Annotated in this window: 26 protein-coding genes and 3 pseudogenes; 22 read left to right on the top strand and 7 right to left on the bottom strand. The window is 63.5% G+C overall.

What is annotated here, in order from left to right; translation table 11 throughout:
* Nucleotides 1-72: 72 nt before the first annotated feature.
* Nucleotides 73-1911, bottom strand: a complete 1839-nt coding sequence (locus V5734_RS10585; RefSeq protein WP_347313467.1) for a glucosyltransferase domain-containing protein — start codon at nucleotides 1909-1911, stop codon at nucleotides 73-75.
* On the bottom strand, nucleotides 1898-2839 hold the full coding sequence (locus V5734_RS10590) for a glycosyltransferase family 2 protein (RefSeq protein ID WP_347313468.1): 942 nt from the start codon (nucleotides 2837-2839) through the stop codon (nucleotides 1898-1900). Before V5734_RS10590 ends, V5734_RS10585 begins: the two co-directional genes overlap by 14 nt.
* Nucleotides 2840-3220: 381 nt before the next feature.
* Between V5734_RS10590 and V5734_RS10595 the strand changes: the two are divergent.
* Both V5734_RS10595 and V5734_RS10600 read left to right on the top strand, forming a co-directional pair.
* Nucleotides 3221-3376 (top strand): annotated as a pseudogene (locus tag V5734_RS10595) (transposase); the annotation flags it as partial.
* Nucleotides 3353-3523 (top strand): annotated as a pseudogene (locus V5734_RS10600) (IS3 family transposase); the annotation flags it as partial. The pseudogenes V5734_RS10595 and V5734_RS10600, both read left to right, overlap by 24 nt.
* Nucleotides 3524-3820: 297 nt before the next feature.
* Here V5734_RS10600 and V5734_RS10605 read toward each other — a convergent pair.
* Both V5734_RS10605 and V5734_RS10610 read right to left on the bottom strand, forming a co-directional pair.
* On the bottom strand, nucleotides 3821-4912 hold the full coding sequence (locus V5734_RS10605; RefSeq protein ID WP_347313469.1) for an N-acetylneuraminate epimerase: 1092 nt from the start codon (nucleotides 4910-4912) through the stop codon (nucleotides 3821-3823).
* Nucleotides 4913-5006: 94 nt separating this feature from the next.
* Entirely contained in the window at nucleotides 5007-5876 is an 870-nt protein-coding gene (locus V5734_RS10610; protein ID WP_347313470.1) for a dihydrodipicolinate synthase family protein, read from the bottom strand.
* A 128-nt stretch (nucleotides 5877-6004) separates the two neighbouring features.
* On the opposite strand from V5734_RS10610, the gene V5734_RS10615 reads away from it, so the two are divergent.
* From V5734_RS10615 to V5734_RS10655, 9 genes and pseudogenes are all read left to right on the top strand, one after another.
* Nucleotides 6005-6733, top strand: a complete 729-nt coding sequence (locus tag V5734_RS10615; protein WP_347313471.1) for an FCD domain-containing protein — start codon at nucleotides 6005-6007, stop codon at nucleotides 6731-6733.
* A gap of 10 nt (nucleotides 6734-6743) precedes the next feature.
* Entirely contained in the window at nucleotides 6744-7703 is a 960-nt protein-coding gene (locus V5734_RS10620) for a sialic acid TRAP transporter substrate-binding protein SiaP (protein ID WP_347313472.1), read from the top strand.
* Between the two features lie 56 nt (nucleotides 7704-7759).
* Entirely contained in the window at nucleotides 7760-8245 is a 486-nt protein-coding gene (locus V5734_RS10625; RefSeq protein WP_347313473.1) for a TRAP transporter small permease, read from the top strand.
* A complete protein-coding gene (locus V5734_RS10630) occupies nucleotides 8242-9516 on the top strand; it encodes a TRAP transporter large permease (RefSeq protein ID WP_347313474.1) in 1275 nt (424 codons plus the stop codon). Before V5734_RS10625 ends, V5734_RS10630 begins: the two co-directional genes overlap by 4 nt.
* Nucleotides 9513-10187 carry an N-acetylmannosamine-6-phosphate 2-epimerase gene (locus V5734_RS10635; RefSeq protein ID WP_347313475.1) on the top strand — a complete coding sequence of 225 codons (675 nt, stop codon included), beginning with the start codon at nucleotides 9513-9515 and terminating at the stop codon, nucleotides 10185-10187. The genes V5734_RS10630 and V5734_RS10635 overlap by 4 nt, the downstream gene beginning before the upstream one ends.
* A complete protein-coding gene (locus tag V5734_RS10640; protein WP_347313476.1) occupies nucleotides 10184-11029 on the top strand; it encodes an ROK family protein in 846 nt (281 codons plus the stop codon). The genes V5734_RS10635 and V5734_RS10640 overlap by 4 nt, the downstream gene beginning before the upstream one ends.
* 11 nt (nucleotides 11030-11040) lie before the next feature.
* Nucleotides 11041-11823 (top strand): glucosamine-6-phosphate deaminase, encoded by a 783-nt coding sequence (gene nagB / locus V5734_RS10645; protein WP_347313477.1) that lies wholly within the window; start codon nucleotides 11041-11043, stop codon nucleotides 11821-11823.
* 10 nt (nucleotides 11824-11833) lie between these two features.
* Nucleotides 11834-12958: an N-acetylglucosamine-6-phosphate deacetylase gene (locus V5734_RS10650; protein WP_347313478.1), complete on the top strand. Its 1125-nt coding sequence runs from the start codon at nucleotides 11834-11836 to the stop codon at nucleotides 12956-12958.
* Nucleotides 12959-13050: 92 nt separating this feature from the next.
* A pseudogene (locus tag V5734_RS10655) lies at nucleotides 13051-13152 on the top strand (IS6 family transposase); the annotation flags it as partial.
* A gap of 71 nt (nucleotides 13153-13223) precedes the next feature.
* Here the strand turns inward: V5734_RS10655 and V5734_RS10660 are convergent.
* A complete protein-coding gene (locus tag V5734_RS10660) occupies nucleotides 13224-13349 on the bottom strand; it encodes a hypothetical protein (protein WP_347313708.1) in 126 nt (41 codons plus the stop codon).
* Between V5734_RS10660 and V5734_RS10665 the strand changes: the two genes are divergently transcribed.
* On the top strand, nucleotides 13299-13463 hold the full coding sequence (locus V5734_RS10665; protein WP_347313612.1) for a DNA methyltransferase: 165 nt from the start codon (nucleotides 13299-13301) through the stop codon (nucleotides 13461-13463). The two genes, V5734_RS10660 and V5734_RS10665, sit on opposite strands and share 51 nt — an antisense overlap.
* Before the next feature lie 95 nt (nucleotides 13464-13558).
* On the opposite strand, the gene V5734_RS10670 is transcribed toward V5734_RS10665, so the two are convergent.
* Entirely contained in the window at nucleotides 13559-14005 is a 447-nt protein-coding gene (locus V5734_RS10670; RefSeq protein WP_347313479.1) for a BRCT domain-containing protein, read from the bottom strand.
* Between the two features lie 13 nt (nucleotides 14006-14018).
* Between V5734_RS10670 and V5734_RS10675 the strand changes: the two genes are divergently transcribed.
* Complete coding sequence (locus V5734_RS10675) at nucleotides 14019-14444, top strand: IS3 family transposase (protein WP_347313480.1); 426 nt, start codon at nucleotides 14019-14021, stop codon at nucleotides 14442-14444.
* Here the strand turns inward: V5734_RS10675 and V5734_RS10680 are convergent.
* Nucleotides 14393-14857, bottom strand: a complete 465-nt coding sequence (locus V5734_RS10680) for an Lrp/AsnC family transcriptional regulator (protein WP_347313613.1) — start codon at nucleotides 14855-14857, stop codon at nucleotides 14393-14395. The genes V5734_RS10675 and V5734_RS10680 overlap by 52 nt on opposite strands.
* 102 nt (nucleotides 14858-14959) lie before the next feature.
* Between V5734_RS10680 and V5734_RS10685 the strand changes: the two genes are divergently transcribed.
* The 9 genes from V5734_RS10685 to V5734_RS10725 all read left to right on the top strand — a co-directional run bounded on the left by V5734_RS10685 (nucleotide 14960) and on the right by V5734_RS10725 (nucleotide 24548).
* On the top strand, nucleotides 14960-16420 hold the full coding sequence (locus V5734_RS10685) for an aminotransferase class V-fold PLP-dependent enzyme (RefSeq protein ID WP_347313481.1): 1461 nt from the start codon (nucleotides 14960-14962) through the stop codon (nucleotides 16418-16420).
* Nucleotides 16417-17763, top strand: coding sequence for an MFS transporter (locus V5734_RS10690; protein ID WP_347313482.1), 1347 nt, complete (start codon nucleotides 16417-16419; stop codon nucleotides 17761-17763). The genes V5734_RS10685 and V5734_RS10690 overlap by 4 nt, the downstream gene beginning before the upstream one ends.
* Before the next feature lie 44 nt (nucleotides 17764-17807).
* Complete coding sequence (locus V5734_RS10695; protein ID WP_347313483.1) at nucleotides 17808-19274, top strand: NAD(P)/FAD-dependent oxidoreductase; 1467 nt, start codon at nucleotides 17808-17810, stop codon at nucleotides 19272-19274.
* Nucleotides 19274-19747, top strand: coding sequence for a hypothetical protein (locus V5734_RS10700; RefSeq protein ID WP_347313484.1), 474 nt, complete (start codon nucleotides 19274-19276; stop codon nucleotides 19745-19747). Before V5734_RS10695 ends, V5734_RS10700 begins: the two co-directional genes overlap by 1 nt.
* The gene (locus V5734_RS10705; protein WP_347313485.1) at nucleotides 19744-20334 is read left to right on the top strand and encodes a peroxidase-related enzyme; all 591 of its coding nucleotides are present in this window, start codon (nucleotides 19744-19746) and stop codon (nucleotides 20332-20334) included. The genes V5734_RS10700 and V5734_RS10705 overlap by 4 nt, the downstream gene beginning before the upstream one ends.
* Nucleotides 20335-20417: 83 nt before the next feature.
* On the top strand, nucleotides 20418-21515 hold the full coding sequence (locus V5734_RS10710) for an NAD/NADP octopine/nopaline dehydrogenase family protein (RefSeq protein WP_347313486.1): 1098 nt from the start codon (nucleotides 20418-20420) through the stop codon (nucleotides 21513-21515).
* A gap of 58 nt (nucleotides 21516-21573) precedes the next feature.
* Nucleotides 21574-22683, top strand: a complete 1110-nt coding sequence (locus V5734_RS10715) for an ABC transporter substrate-binding protein (RefSeq protein ID WP_347313487.1) — start codon at nucleotides 21574-21576, stop codon at nucleotides 22681-22683.
* Between the two features lie 78 nt (nucleotides 22684-22761).
* Nucleotides 22762-23748, top strand: coding sequence for an ABC transporter permease (locus tag V5734_RS10720; RefSeq protein WP_347313488.1), 987 nt, complete (start codon nucleotides 22762-22764; stop codon nucleotides 23746-23748).
* Between the two features lie 14 nt (nucleotides 23749-23762).
* Nucleotides 23763-24548, top strand: coding sequence for an ABC transporter permease (locus tag V5734_RS10725; RefSeq protein WP_347313614.1), 786 nt, complete (start codon nucleotides 23763-23765; stop codon nucleotides 24546-24548).
* The last annotated feature ends 3 nt before the right edge of the window (nucleotides 24549-24551 follow it).

Here is a 24551-nt window from a genome sequence, read left to right on the forward strand (position 1 = left end):
CAGTCACGCGAGCGACGGCGTGACGGAGCGCGCCAGCCGCGACCGCCGGCCGAAGGGCATCAAGGGCCCGGACTAAGGCGCCGCGTAAGGACGCAACGCCGAAAGGTCTATCCGTTCCTCTGACAACACCTTGCCATCGGCACCCCGGACCAGGACGCTGAGCGCGGCAAGCCGTGTCTGACCGGGCGCGAGGGCGGTCGTGAAGCACTTGCCGCCGATGGGAATCGGAAAGCTCGCCACGCTGAACGACCGCTCGGGCGAAAAGCTGCGGCCCTCGTAATGAAATGCCACCCGCATCTCGGGATCGTCGGGTCCGGTCGCAAGACAGGTGTCGGCGATATGCACGAAGACATGCGGGCCGAGGCAGATCTCGCCGCCAGCGGCGAGGGGCGCACAGGCGATTTCTGCCGTGAAGGGCTGGAAGTCCTCGAGACAGAGATAGGCCATGCCGTGATGGACGAAGGCCGCGTCGGCGGCGGGGAAGGCATGGCAGGCGCGTGGACTGACGGGCAGGGAGGCGGTGTCCTCTCTGCGCCCGTAGAGTTCCTTGAAGATGCCAAGGCGGGGATTGCCGGCATGAAAGCTCGACCAGCCGGCGAGGCTGCCCCAGGACAGATCGGGGTAGTCGACGCCACCGACGATGCGGAAGGGTGGACCGGCATAGCCGGGCAGGGCAGCCAGCCGGGCGTCGATGGCGCGGGCCAGTTCCTTGTCGCGGGCGCCGACCCGCGCGCTGTCGTACCAGAAGGCGCTTGAGGTCAGGGCGAAGACCACGCCGACCGCCGCCATGACGGCCAGTCCGGCGGGGAAGCGACGACCGGTCTTTCCTTCGGCCCCGGCCAGCGTCAGCCCGAGAGCGAAGATCGCCGCGATCCAGAACCCGATATAGCCGAAGGCACGGGCCGGGGGCGGGTCGCCCTCGTAGCCAAGCCAGAAGAGCACCGGAAAAATGAAGAGCGCCAGCATGAGGCCAATGCCGATCCGCAGGACCGGGAGCACCCTCGCACCGATTGATCCCGTCCCTGCCAGCGCCCGCAAGGCCGCCACCGCGAAAAGCGCGATCGCGGCCAGCGAGAAAAGCCCCATCGTCGCCCGAAGCACGAAGGGTAGGACCATCAGTGTCCCGGTATGGAGGCTTCGCACCAGTGCCGGCAACGCATCAAGCTTGGCGGTGAACCCCGCCGCATCGGTGCCGCTGAACCGCTCCGACACGATGGCGACGCCTTTCAGCGCGGCGTAAAGCCGCCATTCCCCGAGATAGAGCGCGATCGCCAGAACCGACGCAATGGCCCCCAATACCGCAAGGCGCACCGCGCCGGCGAATGTCACCCGGTCGATCCGCAGAAGCGCCAACACCGGCACGATAAGCCCCGCGACCGCGTAGGTCTGATAGATGCCAAGGCTGAGCGCGAGGAGCTGCGCCGCCGCAAGGATTGCCGCCCCTTGAGCGACCGGCGACCGGTTCTCGACCCGGGCAATCAGGTCAAACGCCCCGACCGACAGGGCAATCGCCAGTGGATAGGCAAAGACGTTGCTCGCGAAACTCAGGGCATCGGCGAGGAAGATGTGGTTGGCCGCGACCGCGAAGATCGCGAGCGTCGCGGAAGGCTGCCAAGCCTCGGGGGCCGCATGTCGGGCGAGGGTCCGGGCAACCCAGTAAAGGCAGGGGAAGGCGAGCGCGAGCTGCACCGGCAGCAGGAAGCGCTCCCCAAGCAGATCGCGGAAGATAACTTCGAGCACCCAGCGACCTTCGACGGCGGTCCAGAGCGGCGAGACGCCGGCGACATGGCGCCAGTCGTCCGAATGGAAGCCGTCGTTCAGAACCCCGTAGGCCGTCGTCAGCACGTAAAGCAAAGCGGCCGCTGCGATGGCCCAAACCTCGCCGGGGAAAGCCCGGTCACTCTTCCACATCGTCGAACCCCATCGCGCTTTCGACGATGTAGAGCGGGCGCTGCTTCGCCTCGCTGTAGAGCCGCCCGAGATATTCGCCGATGATCCCCAGAACAAAAAGCTGGATCCCGCCCATGAAGATCACAGCGACCATGGTCGAGGCATATCCCGGCACATCCGCACCGAACATCATCGTCCGGATCAGGAGGTAGACGCCGTAGAGCATCGCAAGCACCGCGAAAGCGAGTCCGAAATACGTCGCGGCGCGCAGGGGCAACGTCGAATAGCCCGTGATCCCGTCGAGCGCGAAGTTCCAGAGCTTCCAGTAGTTGAACTTGGTCTTGCCCGCCGCCCGGCGAGGCCGCTCGTATTCGACGCTCGTCTGGCGGAACCCGACCCAGGAAAAAAGGCCCTTCATGAACCGGTTGCGTTCGCGCAAGCCCTTCAGCGCGTCGACGACACGCCGGTCCATCAGCCTGAAATCGCCGGCATTCTTCGGGATCTCGACGTTCGAGACGCGGTTCAGCATCGAATAGAACGCGGCCGCCGTCGTCCGCTTCATCCAGCTGTCGGTATCTCGGGCATTGCGAACCGCGTAGACGACATCGTTCCCCTCGCGCCAAAGCCTAACGAATTCGGCGATCAGTTCCGGCGGGTCCTGAAGATCGGCGTCGAGCGGCACCACCGCACGCCCCCTTGCATGGTCGAGCCCGGCGGTCATGGCAACTTCCTTGCCGAAGTTCCGCGCGAGGTTGATGACCCGGATCCGCTCATCCCGCGCCCGCGCCGCGGCGAGGATCTCTGCCGTGCGGTCGCGGCTGCCGTCATTGACACAGACAATCTCGTAGCTTTCGCCGAGCCCGCCCAGAACCGCCTCGAGGCGCGCAAAGAAGAGGTCGAGGACGTCTTCCTCGTTATAGGCGGCGACCACGATGCTGAGCGTCGGCACATCCCCGCCCCCCGGACCGCGGGCCGCATCCGCCGGTCGTTCCTGGCCTTGAGCCGCTATCCGGGACATCGGGAAACCTGCCTGATCCTTGAATGCGAACGACTTTTTCAATTCCACCCTCTATAGCGCGAAATTCGGCGCTGTCAGGGATATTTCGCGCCGCATCACGCCCCGGTTTCCAGAGTCGCGACAACGTGGACATCCCGGCGACATTGCGCCGGGCAGAAGGGTCAGAGGGGGATTTGGCTCCGGCGGTAGGGGCCTCCGCCGGCGTGCAAGTCTATTGATTCAAAAACGAAATTATGAACGTGCCAGCCTAGGGTCAGGACCCATTGATCATCGGCTCGCGTCGTGATTCAGCCTCCGCCGGGAGACTGACCGATGAGCAACCTTTTCTGGCTGACGGAAGCACAGATGGCGCGTCTGGAACCCTTCTTTCCGAAGAGCCACGGCCCGAAGAGCCAACGCAAGCCGCGCGTGGATGACCGGCGGGTTCTGAGCGGCATGATCTTCATTCATCGCCGCGGCCCTTGGCGCAGCTTCGAGAGCGTCGAATATGCCACGCTTGAATGGGTGGACTGGTTCAACAACCGCCGACTTCTCGAGCCCATCGGGAACATCCCGCCAGCAGAAGCAGAAGCCAACTTCTATGCGGCTCTGGAAACTGAAGACATGGCCGCGTAACTAACCAAAATCAGCCTCCGGCAAACCCGGGACGGTTCAACCCTGTTCTGCTCCCAACTTGTGGCGGTCCCCGATCAAGCGGGTGCACCGACCACGGAGCGAAAAATGAACCCGGCCGGGACACAGATGCCAGCGCGGTAAAGCCGCCTGAAGGACTTCACGTGTGCAACCCGATTAGCGAAGACGAGTTCGAATTCGTCTGGCAGCTCCGTGAACGGCTTCGTCGCAAGGCAAACAGGACGGGACTGACGCCAAAACCTCGCCAGCCGAACCGAGCTTCATCGACCATTGGCGACTTCAGCGGGTCTCGACGATTGCGCCGTTCTCAACCGAGAGCAGAAACACCTCGGAGCGAGCGTTGCCTTTGCGGTCCTCGCCGCCGACAATCAACACGCCTTCGGGCAGGCTGAAGCTTGCACCGTAGGCCAAGCCCTCGGTCAGCCGACCGACGAAGGTCCACTTGCCCTCGGCAAAGGCGAACACGTCGCGGCTCCACGTCTTGGCCAGACCTTCATGCGCGAACCACCGACCGCGATCGGCCGCGTCTCGCGCGCCGGGAAAGGCCGCGCCGCCCGCAACGATCAGTCGCTCGCCGATCCTGCCGGAGTACGCTCCGGCAACGCCTTCCTGGCGGGATCCGCCATGACCGGGCGGCAGCGCCGGAAGCGCCTGCCACACCGCCGTATCGCCGGATAAATCCACGGTCTTCGCCATGTCGGTGCGCAGGCCCGGCTTCACTTCACCGCTGATCAACGCCACCCGCTGTTCCCCAAGTTCGATCAGTGCCGCACCAGCGTTCGGCAGGTAGGGCGAGCGGCCGAGGTCGGACCATTCGTTCGAATGCGGATGAAACAGAAGGACGCGGCCGTTCCAGCGATAGGCTTCGGGCGGCATCCCCATAAAAGCGCACTGCGTGCTGTTCCAGAGGTCCGGTTCGCTGTCCTTGTCGATGGCGGCGATGTCACTCATGTAGCGGTCGAACAGCGCCTTGTTGAACCCGCCGAAGAGGGCGATCGACCCGTCGCGGCGCGTCACCGCCGAGGCCCCGAGCAGGCCAGCGGGGGTGGCCGTCTCGATCCGCTCCCAAAGGTCGCGCGCGGGGTCATAGCAATGGACGGTGTCGAACACGATCGGCGATCCGACATCCCGGCATTCCTTCCCGGAACCGGAAAACACGTAGATTCTCCCGCCCGACGCTGCGGCGGCGGGCTGGCTGGGCGCCGGCCCGGCGAAGGGCGCCAGGTCTTGCCACCCAGCGCCGCGGTTGCGCAGATCCAGCTTGAAGCTCCGCAGGCCAGCGCTGCCGAGACCGGTGTAGATCGTGTCATCGATGCGCGCGGCAAAGCCATTCTTGATCGCGACGGGCAAGTCTGGCCAGGCCTTCGTCATGACGGCTCCATTCACGCTTGCGGGCGCCGCCCCGTCGCGGCCGGGCGAGTTCGGCGGCACGTCGGCGCCGCAAAGCCGGACCGGTCCGTGCCGATCAACTGATCCACTCCGCAATCTCCGGGCGCCTGACGAGCTTCTCCATCCTCTCGGCGCCGTCGCTGATCCGCATCGCCATGGGCGCGCGCGTGGGGCCTACATCGATGCCGATGGCGCGGAACGCCGCCTTCATCCCCGGCAATACGCCGGTGTCGAGCAGGCCCTCGACGAACACTGCCGAGATGTCCTGCAGACGCTGAGCTTCAGGCAGATCGCCCGCACGGATGGCGCGGTCGAGTGCGGCATAAAGTTTGCCCAGAAGGTTGTAGGTGGTGCCGATGCCGCCGTCGGCGCCAAGCACCGCGCCCGATAGGTATACCTCGTCGAAGCCGAAGAACAGCGTGGCGGCCGGGCAACGCCGGCGCAGCATCGACAGCTTGAACATATCGGTCGAAGTGAACTTGATGCCCGCCACGTTGGGCAAGTCCATGATTGCGACAAGCGCCTCGAGCCCGATCGGCCGGCCGGTGCGGATCGGCACTTCATAAACGATCAGCGGAAGGTCCGTCGCCGCCTGAAGCTCCGAGTAGTAGCCGAGGATTTCGGCATCGGTGAACGGATAGGAATGTGGCGGCAGGGCCGAAAGGCCGGCATAGCCGAGCCGCGCCGCGTTCTTTGCCAGCTTAACCGAATCGCGAACGGAAGGCGCGCCGACATGCGCGATCAGCGTGACGCCCTTCGCGTCGGCCGCGACCACGGCTTGCTGCTCGATCAGGTCCTCGACATCGAGCAGACCTGACTCGCCGCTACTGCCGCCCACATAGAGGCCAGTAAGCCCTTGGCGCAGAACATATTCGTCGAGCGCGCGCTGGCGGTCCGGGCTGAAGGCGCCGTCGTCAGCAAGCCCAGTCATCAGGGCGGCATACATCCCCGAAAGTATCTTGGTCATGGGTTCCTCCGATGAGTTTATGGTAAGAATAGATGTGTATTTTGGTTTGACAAGATATTATTTTGGTATTACCAGAATGTTCGTGCGAACACATCCGGAGGGGGGGCATGACCGAAGAATCAACTTCGATGCGTATGCCGAGCATGATCGCGCTGGCGCTGATCACCGAGATCCGCGAGGGGAATATTCCGGTAGGCGCCCCATTGCCGACCGAGCGCGAATTGGCAGAGCGGTTCGATGCCTCCCGCCCGACGATCCGCGAGGCGCTGGCGCAGATGCAGATGCGCGGTTTCCTGGATGCCGGTGGCGGCCGACGGCCCCGCGCAACCCGGCCCTCGATCCAGACCATCCTTGAGTCTGCCGGCGAGCATATCCGCGACCTGCTCGGGGACGCCGAGAGCGGCGCGCATCTCGAGCAGACGCGCCTGTTCATCGAGACCGGGGCTGTGCGGGAAGCCGCCAAGCGCCGCGACCGTATTCAGATTGCCCGCCTCCAGGACGCACTTGACCGCAACGAGGCAGCCATCGGCAGGCCTCACTTCGCCGAGACGGACATCGCCTTCCACCGCGAACTGGTCTCAATCGTCGGCAACCCGGTGATCCTGACCCTGCATGACATGTTTGTCTCGGGCCTCCTGGCGCAGCGCCCGCCGGTCGACGATCCGGCAAGCTACGACGCCGTCGCCCATGGCGAGCACCGCGCGATCTTCGAGGCCGTCGTCAACGGCGATACGGCGATCGCGACCGATGTGATGGAACGGCACCTGGCCCGTTCGTACCAGGCGCGATTGACGATGAAGAAACCCGCCATCGCGGCGGACAAATCTGCAAAGTGAGGAGAAGACTATGTTGCTCAAGAACTTCCTTATTGCCGGTGTTGCGACAATGGCGTTTGCGACGGGCATCGATGCGCGCGAGCTGACGCTCGGGATGCAGGACAACGAGGCGACCCCTGTCTACAAAGGCGCCGAGGAGTTCGCCAGGGTTCTGGCTGAGGTCTCCGGCGGCGAGTTGACGGTAAAGATGTTTCCGTCGGCCACGCTTGGTGACTTCAAGGCGATGGTGCAGCAGGCTCAGGCGGGCGAACTGGACATCGTCGTTACCGGCTATCCGGACATGTCCTATGTCATCCCGGAACTGAAGCTGATCGGTGCGCCCTATGTCGTCGGCGACTTCGCCCAACTCAAGGACGTCGTGAACGGGCCCTGGGGCCAGAAGATGGCCGGCAAGTTCGAAGAGCAGGGTATCCACGTCCTTGATCTTTGGTATTACGGTACTCGCCAGACCACGTCGAACCGGCCGATCAACTCGATGGACGACATGAAAGGGTTGCGGCTGCGTACGCCGAACGTGCCCTTCCTGATCGCCTATGCCGAAGCTGTCGGCGCGACGCCAGCTCCGGTCGCTTTTGCCGAGCTTTATCTGGCGCTCCAAACCAACCAGGTCGATGCCCAGGAGAATCCGCTGACCACGATTGACGCGCAGAAGTTCTACGAAGTGCAGAACTCGATCGCGATCACCAACCACTTCGTCGCCTCGGCGGCGATCCTGTTCGGCAAGTCGAGCTGGGACGGCCTCTCCGAGCAGGAGAGGGAATGGGTGACGACGGCGATCCACGCGGGCGGTGAACTGAACAATGGCCTGCTGGCGACCGGCGAGGCCGAATTGCTCAAGGTCTTCGAAGACAAGGGGCTGACGATCACCCACCCCGACCTCGCACCGTTCAAGGCCGCCATGCAGCCCTACTACGACACGCTCGAATCGGAATTCGGTGCGGGCGCTATCGCCGCGGTCACAGGGCAGTAAATGACCCCTCGCGCCAGGGGTCTGATCCCTGGCGCCCATTCTGTGGGAGGAAGTCGTTGAAACCGATTAGAAGATACAGCCTCGAAGGCATCGTTGCGTCAGTCATTTTCACGATCCTTATCGCCGTCCTGGTGATCCAGATTCTCGGCCGCACCCCATTGTTTGTCGGCCCGGTCTGGACCGAAGAAACCGCGCGCTGGCTCTGGGTCTGGATGGTGATGATCGGAATTGCAGAGGTCGAGCGCAACGACGGGCAGCTTCGCATGGCGTTCCTTGTCGAGGGCCTGCGACGCAAGCTCCGCTTCGCCATCCTGACACTGATCGATCTCGTCTATCTTGGGGTCGTCCTCAACCTGATCTGGATCGGCTGGAAGACCATTCTGCGCACCTGGTCGAACGAGGCCGTGACCCTGCCCCTGACCGACGCCGTTCTCTACGCCTCGGGCTTCGTGGCAATGGTCCTGGTCGCAAACCGCCTTGTGCGTCGACTGATCGGCGTAGGTCATCGTCATGACCCCGAGGATGTGGAGGTGCCCAAATGACCCTTTTGATCATCGTCGTTGCCTGGCTGATCCTGGTCCTCGTGGGCGTTCCGATCGGGATCTCCATGATCATGGTGTCGATGGGCTATTTCTACTGGTCCGGCATCGGTCTGGCCTTCGCCGTATCACGCATGGTCGACGGGCTGAACAGCTTTCCGATGCTCGCCGTGCCGCTCTTTATCCTCGCTGCGGCGATCCTGAACGGCGCCGGGATCACCAATCTTCTCTTTGGCTTCGCCCGTGCCTTGGTGGGCCATATCCGAGGCGGCCTCGGCCATGTGAACGTGCTGGCGAGCCTCTTCTTTTCCGGGATGTCGGGTTCGGCCCTCGCCGATGCGGCCGGTCTGGGCAAAATGGAAATCGAGGCGATGCGAAATGCCGGCTACGACGACGACTTTTCGGGATCCGTCACCGCCGCCTCGTCGATGATCGGCCCGCTGGTGCCACCGTCGATCACCATGGTGCTATACGGCGTGATCTCGAACACCTCGATCGGCAAGATGTTCCTCGGCGGTGTCGTGCCGGGATTCTTGTGCGCCGCCGCGCTGATGGTGATGGTCTATGTGATCGCGCGTCGCCGCGACTATCCGCGCGACACCTGGCCGGGCCTGCCGACGGTGGCCCGTCTGTTCGTCAGATCCTTCCCGGCGCTTTTCACGCCGGCAGTGATTGTCGGCGGTATCTTCAGCGGCTGGTTCTCGCCCACCGAGGCCGCGGCCGTGACCGTGGTCTACGCGATCCTCGTCGATCTGATCTTCTATCGCGAGCTGACCTGGCGCCGCCTATGGGATGCGCTGTACGAGACCACCGTGACCTCGGCGGGTATCGGCACGATCATCGCCGGCGTAGCGCTGCTTGGCTTCGTGCTGGCCCGCGAACAGGCGCCGCAGCAGATCGCGTCGATGTTCCTGGCGGTCGCGGACGGTCCAGTCAGCTTCCTGATCGCAGTCAACCTGCTGATGTTCGCGCTCGGCATGTTCATCGAGTCGCTGGTGATCCTGCTGATCGTAGTACCGATCCTGGTGCCGATCGCTGTGGGTTTTGACATCGATCCGGTCCACTTCGGCATCATCGTGGTGCTCAACCTCATGATCTCGATCCTGACCCCGCCCATGGGCATGGCGCTGTTCGTGGTCGCGCAGGTGGGAAAGATCCCCTATCAGCGGCTGGCCTGGTCCATCCTGCCCTGGCTGATCCCGCCGATCGTCGTCCTCATTCTGGTCTGCATTTTCCCGATCCTCGCAACGGGGCTGCCGGGGCTGATGAAATGAGTGTGATTGAACAGCTCAAGGGCGGATTGGTGGTGTCGTGTCAGCCCGTCGACGGTGGGCCGATGGACCGCCCCGAGATCGTGGCCGCGATGGCCCGGGCGGCAGTCGCCGGCGGCGCGGCCGGGCTGCGGATCGAGGGCATCGCCAATTTGCAGGCGACGCGGCCCCTGGTGCGAGTGCCAATCATCGGCATCGTCAAGCGCGATCTGCCCGACAGTCCGGTGCGCATCACCGTGACCGTCGAAGATGCCAGGGCGCTGATCGCGGCGGGTGCCGATATCGTCGCCTATGACGCGACGCCACGACCTCGGCCCGACCGTCGCCAGGATATTGTGCGGGCTATCCTCGCCCAAGGTGCGCTCGCCATGGCAGATTGTGCGACCGTGACGGACGCGCAGACCGCACTTGCCGAAGGGGCGGCGATCCTAGGCACGACATTGTCTGGCTATACTGCGGAAACGGAGATTGGCAATGATGGCCCCGATCTGGAACTTGTAAGCCGTTGCCGGGGACTCGGCGCGTTTGTAATGGCCGAGGGGCGTTTCAACACGCCCGAACTCGCAGCGCGAGCGATTGTCGCGGGCGCGGATGCCGTCACGGTGGGCAGCGCCCTAACCCGGCTTGAAATCATGACCAGTTGGTTCTGCGAAGTGGTGCGGAGGCAGCAATGATCGAAGGCTTTGCAGTCGACCTTGGCGGCACCAAGACCGCCGCCGCGCGGATCGTCGCGGGACGCATCGTCGACCGAGTGCAGGTGCCAACCGATGGCAAAGCTGGATTTCTGGCCCAGATCGAGTCGATGGCCGGGCTTCTGGACCGGCTCGGCTTCAAGCCAGGCATGCGGCTCGGCACAGCCGTCGCGGGCCGGATCGATACGGCCGGACGTTGGCAGGCCGTAAATGCCAGCATTTTGCCGGGCATCAATAGCGAGCCGCTGCTTGATCAGCTGCGTTCGCGCTTCGGCGCCGGTGTAAGCGTGCGCAACGACGCCGCCGCCGCGGCGCTGGCCGAAGCGCTGCTTGGCGCCGGTGTCGGGGCCGAGAACTTTGCCTACCTGACCGTTTCCACCGGAGTCGGCGGCGGAGTCGTCCTAAGCGGGCGGCTTCTGCAAAGCGCCAACGGCCTCGCCGGCCATGTGGGTTTTGTTTCAAGCCCTTATGGTGGCGAATTCTGTGGCTCGGGCCGGCGCGGAACTGTCGAATCCACTGCCTCCGGCCGGGCCATCGCTGCTGCCGCCGGGACCGCCGATGCCAAGGAGGCATTCGCCGCCGGCACCGAGGCCGCGTCGCGCGCCATCGACCGCTCCGCCGCGACCGTCGCGCGCCTCTGCGCCGACCTCACCGCTATCTTCGGCCTCGATCGGATCGCAATCGGTGGCAGCGTCGGCTTGGCTAACGGCTATTTGCCCTGCGTTCTTGCGCACCTTGCCGAAGAGCCTGCGCTGTTCCGTGTGCCGATCGCGCCCGCGACACTTGGCCAGGACAGCGCCCTTCTCGGCGCGCTTTTTCCTTGAGGAAACCACCCATGAAAGTGCTGATCTGCAAATCCCACGATGCCGCCGTCGAACGCACGGCGAACATGATCGCCGCACATGTTCGCGGCCGTTCGGCACCGGTCCTCGGGCTGGCGACCGGCGGCACGATGCTGCCGCTTTACGAGCGGCTGGCCAAACTGCACCGCGAAACGGATTTGTCCTTCGCTGATTGTTCCACCTTCAACCTCGACGAATATGTCGGGATCGCACCGGACCATCCGGCATCCTATCACAGTTACATGCGCGAAGCGCTCTTTCGGCATGTCGATATTGACCTCAGGCGGACGCATCTGCCGCGCGGCGACGCCGACGATGTTCACGTGGAAGCGGAGTCATTCGAGGCGCGGATCGATGCCGCGGGCGGTATCTCGCTTCAATTGCTCGGAATCGGCCAGAACGGGCATATCGGTTTCAACGAACCTACCTCGTCGCTGGGTTCGCGCACGCGGATCAAGACCCTGACCGAAAGCACTCGCACCGCCAACCGGCAGTATTTCGGTCCCGACGAAACCGCCCCGCGCTATGCGCTGACCATGGGGGTTGGCACTATCCTCAATGCCCGTGAATGCCTGATGCTGGCGACCGGCAGCTCCAAGGCCGCCGCGGTCGCGGCTATGATCGAGGGGCCGGTCTCGGCGGTTTGTCCGGCCTCGGCGCTCCAGCTGCATGCCCGGGCGACGGTGGTGCTTGATCGCGATGCGGCCGCAGGACTCAGGCTGACCGACTACTACCAGCACGTTCACCCCAATGGCGAGGCAACCCGTTTTGACTGAGACCCTGATCTTGGCCAAGCGTCTTTTCGACGGGGTGACGTCGGTCTTTCAGACGGACCGCGCAATTGTCCTGCGTGACGGTATGGTCACCGAGTTGCGCGCAGCGACCGCGGGGGACCGACGGAACGATCAAGCCGTTCACGTTGCAGTAGCGGCGCCAGGCATGATCGATATGCAGATCAACGGCGCCGGCGATGCGCAATTCAATTTCGACCCGACGCCCGCGACCCTTGCACGCATCGCCGCCGGTGCGCGCGAGGGCGGCACGGCGCACATCCTGCCGACCTTCATCACTGCCGAAGGGCAATCCTATCTGCAGGCGCTTGCGGCGGTGCGGCAGGCGATGGACGACCGGATGCCGGGAATTGCAGGCATTCATCTCGAAGGGCCCTTCCTGTCGCCGGCGCGTCCGGGCATCCATGACCCGTCCTCGATCCGCCCGCTGGCGGAGGACGATGTGATCGCGCTGGAGCGGGAGGCGCGCGATTTTCCGGGTCCGATTCTGCTGACGCTGGCACCCGAATGTCAGGAGCCGGCACAACTGAACCGCCTTGCCGCCGCCGGGATCATCCTGTTCGCAGGGCACTCGGAGGCGCGGCCCGAACACCTCGAACAGATGCGCGGTGCCACACATCTCTGGAACGCGATGCCAGGCCTTAACAGTCGCACTCCCGGGATCGTCTCCGAAGTCCTGGCCGGAGACCGCCTGTTTGCCGGCTTGATAGCAGATGGCCATCACGTTGGACCTCATGCCCTCCGAATATCGCTGCGTGCCGCCGCCGATCGGCTCTGCCTGGTCACGGATGCAATGCTGACCCTTGCGGGCGCCTCGCAAGGTTTCGATCTGCATGGCCGCCACATTACGCTCAGCGACGGGCGGCTTACGGGTGAAGATGGCACTCTGGCGGGCGCGCATATCGCGATGGATCAATCAGTCAGCAACGTCGTTGCCATTGCGGGTATTGACCCTCTCGTGGCACTTCGAACCGCAACCGTGAACCCCGCGCGAGCGCTTGGTAGAGAAAAATCACTTGGGAGGATCGCCCCCGGTCTGCCGGCTTCGGTCAGTCTTTTTGACCGATCGCTTAATTCGGTTGGCGTAGCAATCGAAGGTCAACTGTATCTGAGAGACTGATGCCATGGAGCAATTTCGCCTGCACGACACACCGTCGTCTTGTCAGACAAACTTGGCTTGAGGCGGGCAGGGTGGTCACGTAGCCTTTCGGGATGACGAAACGATCGCCCTTCCGCTATTTCAGGACGGGCACCGAGATCATCCGACTGGCCGTGATGATGTATGTCCGGTTCCCGCTGTCGCTCCGGGCCGTCCCTACCCGGTAGACGAAGACCAGCTCGTGCTTCGACCGGTAGCGCGAGCCCATCCCGGCATTCGACTTGTTTCAGATGCAGAGGTTCAAAAGATCGCCGTAGATCTCGCGGCCAGCCGACGCGAAGACCTGGCGCTGCATCCGACGGTGAAGCCGACGGGTCTCGTCGCGGACGCGATCCGTGACGTCACGCGGCATGGCGACTTGGTCCTGGATCTCTTTCTCGGCTCGGGCACGACGCTAATGGCGGCAACCCGAAGGGGCGTCCGAGGAAGGCGCCGGCGCGACAGGCCTCGGCCTTCGACGTGGTGATCGACAAGACCCTGACGGTGACGCGCAACGGCGTGCCGCGCGAGATCACGATGGAGGAGGCTTTGCGGCACCGGGGACGAACCAAAATAGGAGGGTCAGCGGGCCACGGCGTCGGCCACAAGGGCCTTGAACTCGCTTTCGCTGATGATCCGGACGTCGTGCCCGGCGCTCTGCATCTCTTCAGCCTTTCTGTGCTTGCTGCTCTTGGTATGCCCGGCAAGAACCGTCAGGTCCTGATCGCCAACAACCAGATGCGATGTCTGCTTGGTCACTCCAGCTTTCACGGTCATGCCGGCGCGGACGGCAAGCTCGGCTGCTTCGTTCCGTGACATGCTCAAAGCCCCTGTGAAGACCACTACAGAACCCGCGAGGACCCCGGCGGGATCGCCGGTCTTAGCGATGGCGGGCGAGTAGCGGTTTCTGACGGCCGGCCTGATCAACTCCTCAAACGGCAGTTGAAGTTGCGTTTCGGCACGCAGCACGACCATTGCGGCGGCGCGGGCATCTTCACCCGCATCGTGGTGGTGAAACTGCAGGTTCAAGGTCCGCTTGAGGTTGGCAAGACCGTGCCCGCCGTTCCCCTTCAACTCGGGCCACGCGCGCCTGGCAATCGTGACGCTGTCGCTCCAGCGAAGATTCGGGGCGCAATGCCGGCTGCTGTCGATCTGGCGGTCGTCGTTCTACTGCGCGCCGCAGGGCGAGACCGGGATGAACCTGGCGCTCATGCAGTTGATTGACCGGCAGTTCCTCGAAACCCCGTTCTACGGCGCCCAGCTAAAGACCTGGCACCTGCAGAAAGAGGGCCATCCTGTGAACCAGAAGCGCATCCGGCGGCTGATACGGCTCATGCGCCTGATGCCGATCCACCAGAAGCCCAACACCAGCAAGCCCGCGAGGGGGCACACACATGCCGGCACCCGGGCGGGACGTTATCTGAGGGGAATCGGACGTTGCTCTTCGATGGCTTCCATGGCGAAGTAAGATGTCACGGTTTCCAGCTCGATGTTCTCGATCAGCCGTTTGTAGACCTTGTCGTATCCGGCCATGTCGCTGACGACGATCTTCAGCAGGTAGTCATACTCGCCGCCGATGCGGAAGAAGTCGATCACCTCGGGGATGGCCGAGACATGTTTGCGGAACTGCCGCAGCCACTCCGCCGAATGGTGTCGCGTCTTGATCAGGGAGAAGACCACAAAACCGCCACCCAGGCTTTGGCGGTCGATGACAACCGTGCGGTTGCGGATCGCCCCGGAGGCCTCGAGCGCCTTGAGGCGGCGCCAGCAGGCGTTTTGTGACAGCCCGACCTTGTCGGCAAGCGCACGCTGGGATTGCATTGCGTCCCGCTGCAGCTCCTCGAGGATGCGATAGTCAAAATGATCCAATTTATGTGCCATAATTCGATTATATGACCCAAAAATACGAAAGCAACTGTGAATTAATGTGAAGATTTTTCCAAAAATTGCGTCAGAATCAATCTCATCCAACCAGAGGATGACATGACTGCGCTCGACACGTTCAAGGTTGCGCTGCAAGGCGCCGACATTCACGACCGGATCCGCAGGGGGCTGATCGGCGAGGATGCGCAGATCGACGGGCCGTTCGGGTCGCGCCCGCTGATCTACGCCGATTATGTGGCTTCGGGCCGTGCTTTGGCGCAGGTCGAGGATTTCATCCGCGACCGCGTGCTGCCCTATTACGCGAACACCCATACGCAGGCATCTTTCTGCGGCGCGTACATGACCAAGCTTCGTGAAGCGGCGCGGGCCGAGGTGGCCCGGCTGACCGGCGCGGGCGAGGGGATGAGCGTCGTGTTCACCGGCTCGGGTTCCACCGCCGGGATCAACCGTATCGTCGGGTTGCTCGACCTTGCCGGTCTGGTGCGTGACGGGCAACGCGTTGTCGTTCTGAACGGCCCCTATGAGCATCATTCCAATATCCTGCCATGGCGCGAGACCGGCGCCGAGGTGATCGACGTTGCTGAAGCACCCGGTGGCGGCGTCGACATGAACGACCTCGGGCGCGCATTGGGCGCGGCGCAGGGCGCGGCGCAGATTGTCGGCAGTTTCTCGGCGGCGTCGAATGTGAGCGGCATCCTGACCGATGTGGATGCGGTGACGCGGGCGCTGCGTGCTCATGGCGCGCTTTCGGTGTGGGACTATGGCTGCGCCGGTCCCTATTGCGAGATGGATATGAAACCCGGAACCGATGCGCAGAAGGACGCGATCGTGTTTTCGGCGCACAAGTTTCCCGGCGGTCCCGGCGCCAGCGGCGTCGCGGTGATCCGCGACGCGATCGCGCGCCGCAAGACGCCGACGATCCCCGGCGGCGGCACGGTCAGTTTTGTGTCCCCGTGGGGACATGTCTATTCCGACGAGTTGTCGGCGAGGGAAGAAGGCGGCACGCCGAACGTGACCGGTGACATTCGCGTTGCGCTGGCCATGCTGGTCAAAGAGGCGCTCGGTCAGGACTGGCTTGATGCGAGGCAGGCGGAACTTCGGGAACGGGCGCTGAAAACGTGGGAACAGAATGATCGGATCCAGCTGCTGGGCATTCGCGGTGCAAAGGCGCTGCCGATCTTTTCCTTCCGAGTACTGGACGAACAGGCGGGGTTAGTGCATCACCAGTACTTCACCCGCCTGCTCAGCGATCTGACCGGCGTTCAGGCGCGCGGCGGCTGTGCCTGCGCGGGCCCCTATGGGCACCGGTTGCTGGGGCTGGGCAAGCCCGAGTCCGATGCCACGATTGCGGCGTTGGAAAGGGGTGAGGAAACGGCCAAGCCCGGTTGGGTGCGGCTTAATCTTTCGGCTCTGATGAGCGATGAGAAGGCGGATACGATTATCAAGGCGGTGGACGATCTGGCACGGACCGCGACGGGCTATGCTGCCCAGTACCGGGTCGATACCAGTACCGCCAGGTTCAATGCTGAAAGCTCAATCAAGGAAACGCTCGCCTCATGACCGCAGCCCGGATCAGCCCCATTGCCTATCCCGCCTTCCGCTCGCTTTTTGCCGCGCAGGTCTTCTCGCTTCTGGCGATCGGCCTGATGACGGTGGCGATGTCGCTAGCGGCGTACCGGATTGGCGGTACGGCGGCGGCAGGGAAGATTCTTGGGTTTCTCCTTGCCGTCAAGATGGTGGCCTATGTCGGCGTGTCGCCACTGGCCGAAGCGCTGTTTGCCGGGCGGTCGCGCAAACGGGTCATGGTAGGTCTCGATGTGGCGCGGATGCTGCTTCTGCTGCCGATGGCCTTCGCCACGGACACCTATCAGATTGCAGCGCTGGCTCTTGTGTTCTTTGCGGTGTCATCCGGGTTCACGCCGTTGTTTCAGTCGGTGATCCCGGATGTCCTGCCGGACGAGCAGACCTATAGCTGGGCGCTGGTCTGGTCGCGCATCGCCTACACGCTGGAATCGGTGCTCTCTCCGGTGATCGCGGCGATGGTGTTGCAGGTCGTGGCGGGCGAGTTTCTGTTCTGGGCGGCGGCAGCGGCTTTTGTTGGCTCCATCGCGGCGCTGCTTGTTACGCGCTTCCCGGCGGAGTCCGGCGACCGGCGCAAGGGGCCATTCCTGAAACGGGCGCTGCGCGGGCTCGCGATCTACCGCAAAACACCGCGTTTGCGCGGGCTGTTCCTTTTGAATTTCGCCCTGTCGCTGAGTATGGCCTGGGTTCTGGTCAACTCGGTGGTGCTGGCCGGGGCACGTCTGGGCGATGCGGAGAAGCATTTCCCGATCCTGATGGCGTTCTACGGCCTTGGTGCGGCGATCGGTGCGGTTCTGGTGCCGCGGCTGATCCATTCCCTGGAAGAGCGCCGTACCATGACGACGGGCGCCGTGCTGCATGCCGCCCTCGGTCTCGTCATCGTGCTGCCGCTTGGCTATGCTGGATATATGGCGCTCTGGGTTGGTTTCGGACTGGCGGCATCGCTGGTTTTGACACCGGGCGGTCTGGTGATCGCGCGCTCTGCCGGGGCAGGGGGCCGGGCATCGGTTTTTGCGGCGCAGTTCTCGCTGTCCCATGCGGGATGGCTGGTGGCCTATCCGCTGGCCGGTCAGCTCGGGGCGCGGGCCGGGCTTGAACCGGCGCTGTTGATCCTGTCGGGGCTGACGATTTGCGTGGCCGCGCTGGCGGTTTTGGTTTGGCCCGCTGCGGATCCGCTGACCCGCGAACACGACCATCCAGAATTGGCCCACGACCATCCGCATCTGCAAGAGACCCCCGCGCATGGGCCCGCGCGCCGGCATGCCCATACCTTTCATATCGATGATCTCCACCCGGATTGGTCCGTCAGCCGGCCCGCCTGATCCTGCCTGCCGCGACGAAACCGACGACTTACAGGAAAGACCACATGACACAGGATACCGCTTCCCCGATTGACGGCCAGGGCCTGCCGGCGCTGGAGGCGCGGCTGCGTGAGAACCTGAAATTCCTTTGCTGGCCGGGCAAGGACTGGGTGCCGCCGCGTGCGGGCGTCCGCGATGTGGTGATCATCGGCGGCGGCATGTGCGGCATGGTGGCGTGGCTGGCGCTGAAGACCGGCGGCATTCACAACATGCGGGTTCTGGACCGCAGCCCGGAAGGGCTGGAAGGTCCGTGGCTGACCTATGCCCGGATGGAGACGCTTCGCTCGCCCAAGGAACTGACCGGCCCGGCCTATGGCCACGGCATGCTGAGTTTCCAGGCGTGGTATCGGGCGCAGTTCCGGACGGAACAATGGGACGCGCTGGACAAGATCCCGCGGCGGATGTGGATGGACTACCTTCAATGGTATCGCAAGGTGCTGGAGATCCCCACGGAAAACGGCGTGTCGGTCGACCGCGTGGAGCCCGAAGGCGATCTGCTGCGGTTGCATCTGTCGGGCGCGGCAGAGACTTCGATCCTGACCCGCAAGCTGGTCTTTGCCACCGGGCGCGACGGCACCGGCCAGCCCAACATTCCGGGCTTTGTGAAGGGGCTGAACCGCAGGTTCTGGGCGCATAGTGCGGACGACATCGACTTCGGCGCCCTGAAGGGCAAACGCGTGGCGGTCGTGGGCGTGGGCGCCTCGGCCGTGGACAATGCCGCCGAGGCGCTGGAGCATGGGGCCGCCGAGGTGCGCCACCTGATCCGCCGCAAGGAGATGCCGACCATCAACAAGATGATGGGAATCGGTTCCTTCGGTTTTACAGCCGGTTATGCCAGTCTGCCGGATGAGTGGCGCTGGCGTTTCATGCAGTATTCCTTCGCCACGCAGACGCCGCCGCCGCATGGCTCCACCAACCGCGTCAGCCGTCATCCCAACGCCTATTTCCACTTTGACAAGGGCGTGGAAACCACTGTCGAGCGCGATGACGCGGTCACGGTGGGGTTTGCCGATGGCACATTCTACGAGGCGGACTTCGTGATCCTCGGCACCGGCTTCACCATTGACCCGCTGTCGCGGACCGAGTTTGGCGAGGCGGCAGGCGATATCCTGCTTTGGGAAGACGTGTACACGCCGCCGGCGGATGAGCCGTCGCGCGATCTGGGGCGTTTCCCGTACCTGAACGACGACTTCACCTTCCGTGAAAAGGTGCCCGGACGGGCACCCTGGCTTTCCAATGTCTATTGCTTCAACTACGGCTCATCGGCCAGCCTCGGCAAAGTCAGCGGAGACATTCCCGGCATCTCCGAAGGCGCGGGCTGGATGGCGCGCGCGGTCGCGGCGAAGCTCTATGCCGAAGACGTGGCCGAGCATTGGCAGGCGATGCTGGATTACGAAAAGCCGGAACTCGACGGCAGCGAATGGATCCCGTCCGAGCTTGAATGCGCAGAACAGAAAGGGAAAGTGGCCTGATGGCTATGGATACGACCGCCTTGAATTGCGCGGGGCTGAGCGGCGCCCCCGGCGGCGTCGTCGAGGGGCGCGCCGAGATCTTTCAAATGACCCAAGCCGCCGAAGAGGCGGTGCTGCGGCCGCGGGATTGCGGGCCGTGGTCACATGAACTGCGGGCGGCGCTGGCGGCGAGGATCGCGGTGCAGAACAACGAGCGCGCGCTGGCCGGTCAATATCTCGCTGGCGCGGGCGCCTATGCGCCGTTGGCGGAGCCGTCGCATGGCGGAGCCGCAGAGGGGCTGGAGGCCGTCGTTGCTTTCATGGACAAGGTGGCGACCGACACCCGCAATGTCGCGGCGGCGGATATCTCGAACTTGCAGGCGGCGGGGATCGCTGACGCCGATATCGTGCGCCTCTGTGAGTTGAATGCCTTTCTCGCGTATCAGATCCGGGTGATTTCCGGGCTGCGCCTGATGAAGAGGGCTTATGCATGACCAAGGTGATCACGAAGTTCACCCGGAACGTGCCGCACTGGCAGCCGCGCGTGAAACCTGTCGACTTGCAAGCGGCGACCGATGAGCAGCTGGACGCGCTCAAGGTTACGCCCTCGAACACGAAGGTGTCCGAATACGTATTGACGCTGGCGCATGACGTCGAGAGCCTGAAGGTGCGCTCGCCGCTGTTCAACGGCATCATGTATGACCGGGGCGGCATGAGCCGGGCCGAGCGGGAGTTGGGTGCGCTGGGGGCCTCGATGGTCAACCACTGTATCTATTGCGCCGCCGTGCATGCCGCGCGTCACGCACAGCTGGAGAAATCCACCGATGTGACCGACAAACTGTTCCGCGATGGCGCACGGGCGGACCTGGGGCGGCGTGACCGGGCGATCTTTGACTTTGCCGTGGCGCTGTCGGAAAGCCCGTCGCGCGCCGGTCCGGAACATATGGAGGCCCTGAAGGCCGCCGGCCTGGACGAGGCCGAGGTGCTGGACCTGATCCTTTCATCCGCTCTGTTTGGCTGGGCCAATCGGCTGATGCATGTATTGGGCGACCCGGTGAGGGTGCCGGAGACGGCCAGCTGATCGGTTTTCCATTATAACGGATGACGATCCGTGATGATGGTGTACTGTAAGGGGAATGTGACATAGCGAATCAGGGAAGAACTGTGGGCAAGAGAGTAGGACTGGCGGGCGCGGGCTCGATCGCATTCGGAACGGCGGCCTTGCTGCATGACGCAGGCCACGATCCGATGCTTTGGTCGCCGTCGGGCGCAGGCACGGCGGAGCTTGCCCGCGGCGCGGTTCTGAAGGCCGTCGGTGCGCTGGAGACAACGTTGAATCCCCGGATAGCCGATAGTGCGGCAACACTGGCGCGGGAGAACGACGTGCTGATCGTCGCGCTGCCGGGCTATGGCCACAAGACAGTGCTGGACGCATTGGCGCCGCATATCGAGACGCGTCACCATGTGATCGTCTCTTCCCACGCCTCTCTGGGCGCTGTGTACCTGATGCAGCTTCTGGCCGGGCGTGGCATCACGGTTCCGATCACCGCATGGGGCACGACGATCTGCACCGGGCGGCGGCAATCCGGCACCGAGGTCAAGGTGAACACGGTCCGCAGCCGTGTCGACCTGTGCACCGTGCCCGAAGAGCGTTCGGCCGAAGCGCTCCGCCTGTGTCAGGAGCTTTTCGGTGACCGATTCCAGCCGCGCGACGGGTTGCTGGCGATTTCGCTGTCCAACCTGAACCCGCAGAACCACATGGGTATCGCCCTTGGCAACATCACGCGGATGGAGCGCGGCGAGACCTGGAGCCAGGGCCAGAACGTCACCCCGACGGTCGGCCGCCTGCTGGAAGCGCTGGACCTCGAACGCCTCGAAATCGCCAATGCGCTGGGACTCGACGTCAAGACGATCTTCGAACATTTCCACCTCTCGTTCCATGTGCCGGTCGCCTCGATTTCAGAGATGAACCAGAAGATGCACGAACAGGGCAACGGCGGCATCGGGCCCGCTACCGCCGACAGCCGATACGTCACCGAGGATGTGCCCTACGGGCTGGTTCTGACCGCCGTCCTTGGCCGTCTGACCGGCCATCCCGCGCGACTGCACGAGGCAGGCATCCGCATCTTCTCTGCCATGTATGGCCGGGACTTCGAGGCGGAAAACGAAATCCTGACCGCGCTTGACCTGGACAGGTACAGCCTGGAAGACCTGATGGACGCAGCAAAAACGGGACTCTTGCGCCAGCGGGCCAGCGCGTGATGCGCAGCGGATAACAACCTACAAGAACCTGCAATCCAACCAACAAGGAGAACGCAAAATGTCAAAACTGATCCTGAACCGCCGTCGTTTCCTGGGCACGGCTGCCGCCACCGGCGCTGCCCTCGCGTCGCCCGCCGTGCTGCGGGGCGCCGCGGCCCAATCCGGCGGCGAGGTCAACATCTGGACCTACAACGACTTCGTGCCGGAGGCGTTCCGCACGCAGTTCGAAGCCGAGACCGGTATCAAGGTGAACGTCCGCCTCGTGGACGACCAGGGCAAGCAGTTCAACCTGCTGGCCGCCGAGCAGCCGAACCCGACCGTCGACATCATGACCGTGGCCGGACACCGCTTCCTGCAGTTCATCGAAAACGACCTTCTGGCACCGCTCGATACCGGCCGTCTCACGAACTGGGGCAATCTCAACCCGACCTTCTCGGAATCCGATTGGTCGACGATCAACGGCAACAAGTGGGGGGCGCCGATCCTGTCCGGGATGGAAGTTCTGTCCTACAACTCCGAGATCGTCAGCGAAGAAGAGGCGATGACCTGGGACACGCTGTTCAGCGAGAAGTACAGCGGCCAGACCGCCTACATTATCCAGGACATGATGTCGATCATCATGCTGAAGATGGGTTACGACGGCAACATGGTCGAATACATCAACGATCCGGAGAAGGCGGCGCAGATCGTCGAGGAGGCCAAGACTTTCCTGATCGAGAAGAAGCCGCTGGTGCGCAAGTACTATGATGGCGGCGCGGAGTTCCAGCAAATGATGGTCAACCAGGACATCGTTCTGGGTCATTCGTGGAATGGTCCGGCGGCGGCGTTGATCAACGACGGCTTCCCGCTCGGCATGACGATCCCGCGCGAAGGTTCTTACGGATTTGTCTACACGTTCAACATCGCGAACAACGCGCCGAACGCGGACAACGCCTATACCTTCCTCGATGCGCTGCTCGCCTCGTCGGAAATCGGTGCGGCGATGACCAAGGCGTCTGGCTTCATCTCGACCTACAAGGATGCGGCACAACACCTCAACGACCTGGAGCGCAAGTCGACATCCTTCCCCGAAGAGCAACTGGCCAACCTGCAGTTCTTCCGCGCCGAAGCGAATGAGCTGAAGTACGGCCTTGTCGATCCGGCGGTTGAGGCCATCAAAGCGGCCTGACCCCTTCCTCTTGCGAATCCGCGCTCTGTCCCGCCTTCGGGCGGGACAGAGACGGAGAGAATTTCGAAAGACGACCGTATGACGTATAACGCATCCGCAGAAGAGGATGGGCGATCCATGTCGAGCAGCAGCGCGGACCGGACATTCTGGGGCCGTTTGGTCACGTGGGGGCCGTACCACGCGCTGATGCGGTTGGTGACGGCTTCCTCGCGACGCCAGTTCCTCATCCTCGCCACTTTCCCGCTGCTCTGGGTTCTGTCCCAGCACCTTGGCCCGATGCTGCAAATGCTGCGGGTGTCCCTGACCGACGCTTATCCGGTCGCCCCCGGTGTGGAGCAGCACTTCACGCTGGAGAACTATGCCCGGTTCTTCGGGGACAGCTTGTTCTGGATGCCGTTTTTCCGGACCTTGGTCTTCGCGGGCGTCTTTACCTTCTGCACGCTGATCCTCACCTATCCGGTGGCCTATTTCCTGGCCCGTCATGTCAGCCGCAAGAACCAGATGCTGTTTCTGCTGCTGTTGCTGATCCCCTTCTGGGTTGGCGAGATCGTTCGGACCTACGCGATCATGATCCTGCTCGGCAATACCGGCGCGGTGAACCTGTTGCTGAAGACGCTGGGCCTGATCGACCAACCGATCCCCTTCATGTATACCAGCTTTTCCATGGGTGTGGGCATCGTCTACCTTACCGCGCTTTACATGCTGCTGCCGCTCTACTCGTCGCTCGAGAAGCTGCCGCAGAGCATGAACGAAGCCGCCGCCGACCTCGGCGCGGGGGCCTGGACGCGGTTCCGCCGCGTGTCGCTGCCGCTGACAATCGAGGGTATCTCCTCGGGGTGTACGCTGGTCTTCCTGATCTCGACCGGCTTCTACGCGACGCCCGTTCTGCTGGGGGGGCCGTCGACCACGGTCTTTGCCGAAACCATCGCGGGCTTCTTTCACGTGGCGGGCGATGAATGGCCGACCGGAGCAGCCTTTGCCACCATCATGTTCATGGCCGCGCTGGTCATCACGGCGACCTTCCAGAAGCTTATGAACGCGCTGCGCAAGGGAGAGAACAAATGAACGATCGTCCCGAAGTGTTTCGCGGAAACCGCATCTTTCTGGCCTGTGTTTACTGGTCCTTTGTCCTCTATGTCTTTGTTCCTCTGATCCTGATGATCGTTATGGGCTTCAAGGACAGCAAGTTTATCGGCTTTCCGATCCGCTCCTGGACCCTGGGCTGGTACACCAGTGTCTTTACCGATGCCGAGGTTCATTCGACCTTCATCTATTCAGCGGCGATCGCGGTGCTCTCGACGTTGATCTCTGTCCTTGTCGGGACCTGGATCGCGGTGCTGCTGGAAGGGCGCAAGTTCTGGGGGCGCGCGACTGTCTTCGGCATGACCGTGTTGCCAGCGCTGGTGCCCGGGATCATCTCGGCCATTGCCTTCCGCATCTACGCCCGTTGGCTGGGCGTAGAACCCGGCATGGGCGCGATCGTCTGGTCGCACGCGGTGCACAATGTGCCCTTCGTGGTGCTGGTGGTCATGGCGCGTCTGTCGACACTGCCGAAAAGCCAGATCGAGGCAGCGCGCGACCTGGGTGCCGATCCGCTGATCGCCTTCGTCCGCATCACGTTGCCTTACCTCGTGCCTGCCATTCTTGGCGCCTCGATCTTCTGCCTGCTGCTGTCGTTCGACGACTTCGTGCGCTCGTTCTTCCTGGGCGGCTACGAACCGACGCTGCCGGTGCTGATCTTTGCCAAGCTCCGTTCCGGGATGAGTCCCGAAATCAACGCCATCGCGACCGTCGCGCTGATCCTGACCGCCGCCATCGGCATCTGGGCCGAGCGCTTCACCCGCCGTCTGAAAAAGGAAGCCTGAACC

The sequence above is a fragment of the Defluviimonas sp. SAOS-178_SWC genome (assembly GCF_039830135.1).
Lineage (GTDB): Bacteria > Pseudomonadota > Alphaproteobacteria > Rhodobacterales > Rhodobacteraceae > Albidovulum.